The organism is Neisseria sp. N95_16 (assembly GCF_002551535.2).
Lineage (GTDB): Bacteria > Pseudomonadota > Gammaproteobacteria > Burkholderiales > Neisseriaceae > Neisseria > Neisseria brasiliensis.
Genome location: NZ_PDBT02000106.1, coordinates 1 through 5,722, shown reverse-complemented (window position 1 = coordinate 5,722; position 5,722 = coordinate 1). Strand labels below are relative to the sequence as shown.

Genomic DNA, 5,722 nt, shown 5'->3' with positions numbered 1-5,722 from the left:
ACGGAGTTTAGGTTTAACCACCGGCATGAAGATTTAGGTAAAATATTAATGAAGATGCTTCGAAATAACCCAATTTAATATTTTTGCTTCCTAAGCCCCTAATTATTTTTAATTATTTTTAATTATTTTTAATATATAAGTTTTCCAAAATATTGCACCGCTTTAACATATTTTCCCAAATCCGCGATTTATCTATACATACCAAATGCAAGAAAGAATTTATAATAGTAAACAACAAAGCCTTTTAAAGGCATCGTTAAATATAACAATATTGATAGTCACTTACTTATGAAAACCAGACAATCCGGCTTTAATTTAATCGAACTTTTAATTGTAATTGTGATTTTGGCCTTACTTGCCACCATCGCCATGCCTTCATTCCAATCATTTATCCGCAATACTCGCTTGGCTAATGTGCGCAGCGAGCTGGCGGAAAATGCAAAAAATTTAGAGCGTTATTACACGCAAAAGGGAACTTTTGCCTGTATTGAGCCAAGCTTTTTGACCCATAAAAATAAATATTTTGATATTAGCTTTAAAGATCATAAGCCCTCCACCTGTTGCGACTCTGATGATAATACTTGCGAAGATGAGCAGGATATCAATCCTTCTCATTCCGGTTTCATCCTAGAAGCGAAACCTAATAAAGAAACCAATCCCAACGAAACCTGTTCTATCTATTACGACGATAGTGGTATTTTTTGGGCAGTCAACAGTAAAAGAAATGAAGTTTGTCCAGGTTATGAAGAAGCCTACCCCAATGAAGAAGTAAAAGATTAAATCCACCTCATCCTGATTTACACCCCAATTAAAATCGCATAATATATTCACTTAAGTAAACATTTTACCAGTGATTATATTATGCGATTTTCACAATCCGGCTTTTCCTTGATTCAGCTTTTAATCGTTATTGTCATGTTGGGCATCTTGGCCGCTATCGCCTATCCTGCTTATCAAATCTATATTAAAAAAGCAGATTTACGCGCTGCACATGCTGCGCTGGTGCAAAACGGGCAATTTATGGAACGCTTTTACCAGCAGAAAGGCTCGTTCAAGCAAACTTCAACGACTTGGCCTGCCTTACCTATTACGGCTACCGACAAATTCTGCATCCGCCCCAACAACAATGCCAAGGGCGCACACGACAATAAATTTACGCTGAAAGCCGTTGCGTTCAATAGCCAAAACGAACCACGCGTATTGAAAATCGATGAATCGTTAACGACGTTTATCTGCGAAACCTCCGCCAGTTCATGCGACAATGATGATGCGTTTTTTAAAGGCACAGATAAAGAATGCAGCATTTATCAACCTTGAAATTCAATAAAAAGGCCGTCTGAAACCCTAATTGCTTCAGACGGCCTTTATCATATAATTAATCGCTTATTCTTCTTTGGCTTTCACGGCCATCAAAGTATGCAGGCGGCGGTTATCCGCGCGGGCGACAGTAAATTGCAGTGGCCCGATGACCACTTTCTCACCGCGCACCGGCAAATAGCCGAATTCTTGAATCACTAAGCCGCCGATGGTATCGACTTCTTCATTGCTGTAATCGGTGCCGAAAAACTCGTTGATGTCTTCGATTTCAGTCACAGCGTGAATGCGCCAGCGTTCGGCCGATACGGCAAAAATATTGTCGGCGCTTTCGTCTTCGTCAAACTCATCTTCAATATCGCCGACGATTTGCTCGATGATGTCTTCAAAGGTGACCAAGCCGGATGTGCCGCCGTATTCGTCAATCACAATTGCCATGTGGTTGCGCTGCTCACGGAATTCTTTCAATAAGGTATTCAGCGACTTACCTTCAGGCACGAACACGGCCGGTCGCAAGATAGATTGTAGATTGAATTGCTCGGCGTTGAACATGTATTTCAACAAATCTTTGGCATGCAAAATACCTAATACTTGGTCTTTGTCTTCACCAATCACCGGAAAGCGGGAATGCGCGGTTTCGATGATGTAGGCGACAATGCGCTCAAGGCTGTCGTTTTCCTTAATCACGTTCATTTGGCTGCGCGAAATCATCGCATCACGCACTTCCAATTCGGTAAAATCCAATACTTTTTCCAAGCGGGCAAAGGTATCGGCATCAAATACTTCTTGCGCATGCGCCTGACGCAGCAGGCTGATGACATCTTCGGCGGAATCAGGTTCACCGGTCAAACGGGAAACCAAACGTTCAAAAAAATTAGGTTTCGACTGCGTGTCGTCCATATTAATGTTCGTCCTCTTGATAAGGGTTGGGATAACCTGCGGCCTGCATCAGGCGGATTTCGGTGGCTTCCATGAGTTCAGCTTCATGGTCTTCGATATGATCGTAGCCCATTAAATGCAAAGTGCCGTGCATAGTAAGATGAGCAAAGTGCTGCTCGGGCGTTTTACCCTGCTCTTTTGCTTCTTTCAGCACCACTTGCGGGCAGATAATCAAGTCGCCATAGAGGCCGTCTGAAAACTGATGCGGCATAATTTCACCTTCGTTTAAGGCAAAGCTCAATACATTGGTGGCGTAATCTTTGCCACGGTAATCGCGGTTGTAAGCACGGGCTTCTTCTTCATCGAGCAAAATCAGGCTGATTTCGGCGTGGCGGTATTTGTCTTTCAATGCGGCAAAAGCCCAGCGGTAAAAATCGTGTTCAGACGGCACCGAATCGGCGGAAGAAGCGTTGTCAAAGTTTAAATGAAAACGTTGACGTTGTAATGACAGAAAAGGATATTTTTTGGCGCGTTTCATGTAAATCGAGATTTTAGAGGGATAAAGCGGATTGCACCCACAATATAACATGAAGCGTTTGCGGATGAAATCTTCTTCACACCGAAGCGCCATGCCAAGCGCTTAATGATGTGGTATTCGCGGCAAAATTTCCTGTCTGAGACGCTTATTCTACCTTTCAGACGGCCATCAGAAAGCGGTCATGATAGAAAGTTTGTGTTAAACTTCTACCCATTCCGACTTTGACGAAACAAGCTTATGAACCCGAAAAAACTTGTGATTGCCAGCCGCGAAAGCCTGTTGGCCATGTGGCAGGCCAAACATATTCAAGGCCGTCTGAAAGCCCTTTATCCCGACTGCGACGTGCAAATCTTAGGCATGACCACGCGCGGCGACCAGATTTTAGATAAAACCCTTTCCAAAATCGGCGGTAAGGGACTGTTTATCAAAGAATTGGAACAAGCCCTGCAAGACGGCCGCGCTGATTTGGCGGTACATTCGATTAAAGATGTGCCGATGGATTTGCCGGAAGGTTTCGCGCTGGCTGCGATTGGCGAACGCGCCAATCCGTTTGACGCGTTTGTGTCCAACCAATACGAACGCTTGGAAGACTTGCCCAAAGGCGCGGTAGTCGGCACGGCCAGCCTGCGCCGCGAAGCACAATTGCGCGCACGCTATCCGCACTTGGTGATTAAACCTTTGCGCGGTAACCTGCAAACCCGTTTGGGCAAACTTGATAACGGTGAATACGATGCGATTATTCTTGCCGCCGCCGGTTTGCAGCGTTTGGGCTTGGACGACCGCATTCGTCTGATTATTTCCGATACCGTCAGCCTGCCTGCCGCCGGACAAGGTGCGTTGGGCATTGAAATCGCCGCCCACCGCGAAGACTTGCTGGAAGTATTGAAACCGCTCAACCACGATATTACCCACGCCTGCGTTACCGCCGAACGTGCCTTAGCCCGTGCTTTGGGCGGCAGCTGCCAAGTGCCGCTGGCCGCATATTGCACCGAAGAAAATGGCTTGCTGACCCTGCGCGGCTTGGTCGGCCATCCTGACGGCTCCACCATTCTTGAAGCCGATGCCCAAGCGCCGTCAGAATACGCCGATTCATTAGGCCGCGCAGTGGCCAAACGCTTGGCCGATGATGGTGCAATGGAATTGATTGAAGCTGTTTTGAAAGAATCTGCGTAAACTGTTTATTGGTTTAAATAGTTAGACAGGCCGTCTGAAAACATACGTTTCAGACGGCCTTTTTGCTATTAAAATACTAGTTAGCAACTCGTGCGAGTTTTTCCTATTTATTGATCGCAATATAAATTGAAAATAGGCATTAAAAAAAGACGATAGATGTTGCTTTTCTATCGTCTTTAATATCTTATATTCAGTTCGACAAACTGGGATTTAATTATTTATCAATTCTTGCAGTTCATTGACAAAACGGCAGATATGAAATCCATCACACACTGCATGATGCACTTGGATGGCGAGAGGAAGTATGATTTTTTCATCATCTCTGTAATATTTCCCCATCGTAAAAATAGGAATCAAATAATCATATCCTTTCTGCAAATTCAGATTAAAGCTATCGAAGGTTGACCATGGTATCATCGATACATTAAAAACATTTTCTGGTATATCTGGTTTTCCTATCATTCCATAATTGCTTCCATACCTTTGCATATCATTCGCATACGCCATAGAAAATGCTTCAAAATCTGGTATGTATGGTGTCCAAAGGTTGGAAAATGTCTCTGTGTCCTCATGGAATATGGTATAGCTGGGTATCATCTCGTCATATATTCCCAGTTCACCCTCCTGATTAATTGCCGTTCTAAACTCTGAATGACGGTTTACAATCGTTGCAAGATAATAAAGCATCGCAGGGTATAATTTCATTCGTTTCTTTTTTATTTGTGTAATATCCAATTTAACAGTCATACTGTATGTGCAAGGTATATTCGTAAAGTAATGTTCAAAATACTCATTTCGTTTCCAACTATTTTTATCAATTTTTTCAAAAAACATTTTTGCGTCCTCCCAAATTCAAATTTATTCTATTATATCATATATACCCATGTCACGTAAAGCTATAACAGAAAATATTACAATCTTGTAATTACTGTATTTCTATTCATCTTAACTTTGCCTTTTCTTCTGATGTATTCTTCAATATCAAACACATTCTTTTTATCATAATCTTCCAAAATAACGCGCAAATATTTTAATAAAAACACACCATGAACAAACACATCCGCCAAGAAATTTTCGAGCGTTTCCGCGCCGCCAATCCGCACCCGACCACCGAGCTGAATTTTAGTTCGCCATTTGAATTACTGATTGCCGTGTTACTGTCGGCACAAGCCACCGATGTCGGCGTAAACAAAGCCACGGCCAAGCTGTTTCCTGTCGCCAACACCCCGCAAGCCATGCTGGACTTAGGCTTAGACGGCGTGATGGAATACACCCAAACCATCGGCCTTTACAAAACCAAATCCAAACACATCATGCAAACCTGCCGCATTTTGCTGGAGCAACACGGTGGCAAAGTGCCCGAAGACCGCGCGGCATTGGAAGCGCTGCCGGGTGTCGGCCGCAAAACTGCCAATGTGGTGCTCAACACCGCTTTCGGCTGGCCGGTGATGGCTGTCGACACCCACATTTTCCGCGTATCCAACCGCACCAAAATCGCCCCGGGCAAAGACGTGCGCGAAGTGGAAGACAAACTCATACGCTTTATCCCGAAAGAATTTTTGATGGACGCGCACCATTGGCTGATTCTACACGGCCGCTACACCTGCAAAGCGCTCAAGCCGCAATGTGAACAATGCATCATTAACGATTTGTGCGAATGGAAGGCGAAAAATATTGTTAATTAAATTCGCCCGCAGCATGATTCAGAATAAAATATAGGGGGCTTAGGAAGCAAAAATATTAAATTGGGTTATTTCGAAGCATCTTCATTAATATTTTACCTAAATCTTCATGCCGGTGGTTAAACCTAAACTCCGT

The 5,722-nt window shown here is 43.7% G+C and carries 7 protein-coding genes and 3 pseudogenes; 5 read left to right on the top strand and 5 right to left on the bottom strand.

The window, feature by feature from the left end:
* From CRG49_RS12095 to CRG49_RS12085, 3 genes and pseudogenes are all read left to right on the top strand, one after another.
* Positions 1 to 78 (top strand): annotated as a pseudogene (locus tag CRG49_RS12095) (IS1595 family transposase); the annotation flags it as partial.
* 210 nt (positions 79 to 288) lie between these two features.
* A complete protein-coding gene (locus CRG49_RS12090; protein WP_095501937.1) occupies positions 289 to 780 on the top strand; it encodes a type IV pilin protein in 492 nt (163 codons plus the stop codon).
* An 81-nt stretch (positions 781 to 861) separates the two neighbouring features.
* A complete protein-coding gene (locus tag CRG49_RS12085; protein ID WP_095501938.1) occupies positions 862 to 1,317 on the top strand; it encodes a type IV pilin protein in 456 nt (151 codons plus the stop codon).
* A gap of 66 nt (positions 1,318 to 1,383) precedes the next feature.
* Here the strand turns inward: CRG49_RS12085 and CRG49_RS12080 are convergent, their stop codons facing one another.
* Positions 1,384 to 2,214 (bottom strand): HlyC/CorC family transporter, encoded by an 831-nt coding sequence (locus tag CRG49_RS12080; protein WP_095501939.1) that lies wholly within the window; start codon positions 2,212 to 2,214, stop codon positions 1,384 to 1,386.
* Position 2,215: 1 nt separating this feature from the next.
* Positions 2,216 to 2,731, bottom strand: a complete 516-nt coding sequence (ybeY, locus tag CRG49_RS12075; RefSeq protein ID WP_095501940.1) for an rRNA maturation RNase YbeY — start codon at positions 2,729 to 2,731, stop codon at positions 2,216 to 2,218.
* 237 nt (positions 2,732 to 2,968) lie between these two features.
* Here ybeY and hemC point away from each other — a divergent pair, with 237 nt between their 5' ends.
* Positions 2,969 to 3,904 (top strand): hydroxymethylbilane synthase, encoded by a 936-nt coding sequence (gene hemC / locus CRG49_RS12070; protein WP_095501941.1) that lies wholly within the window; start codon positions 2,969 to 2,971, stop codon positions 3,902 to 3,904.
* A 210-nt stretch (positions 3,905 to 4,114) separates the two neighbouring features.
* Here the strand turns inward: hemC and catA are convergent, their stop codons facing one another.
* Positions 4,115 to 4,738, bottom strand: a complete 624-nt coding sequence (gene catA, locus CRG49_RS12065; RefSeq protein WP_064083394.1) for a type A chloramphenicol O-acetyltransferase — start codon at positions 4,736 to 4,738, stop codon at positions 4,115 to 4,117.
* Between the two features lie 77 nt (positions 4,739 to 4,815).
* A pseudogene (locus CRG49_RS14090) lies at positions 4,816 to 4,920 on the bottom strand (conjugal transfer protein); the annotation flags it as partial.
* Positions 4,921 to 4,950: 30 nt separating this feature from the next.
* Here CRG49_RS14090 and nth point away from each other — a divergent pair.
* Entirely contained in the window at positions 4,951 to 5,589 is a 639-nt protein-coding gene (gene nth, locus CRG49_RS12060; protein ID WP_095501942.1) for an endonuclease III, read from the top strand.
* Positions 5,590 to 5,644: 55 nt separating this feature from the next.
* On the opposite strand, the pseudogene CRG49_RS12055 reads toward nth, so the two are convergent.
* A pseudogene (locus CRG49_RS12055) lies at positions 5,645 to 5,722 on the bottom strand (IS1595 family transposase); the annotation flags it as partial.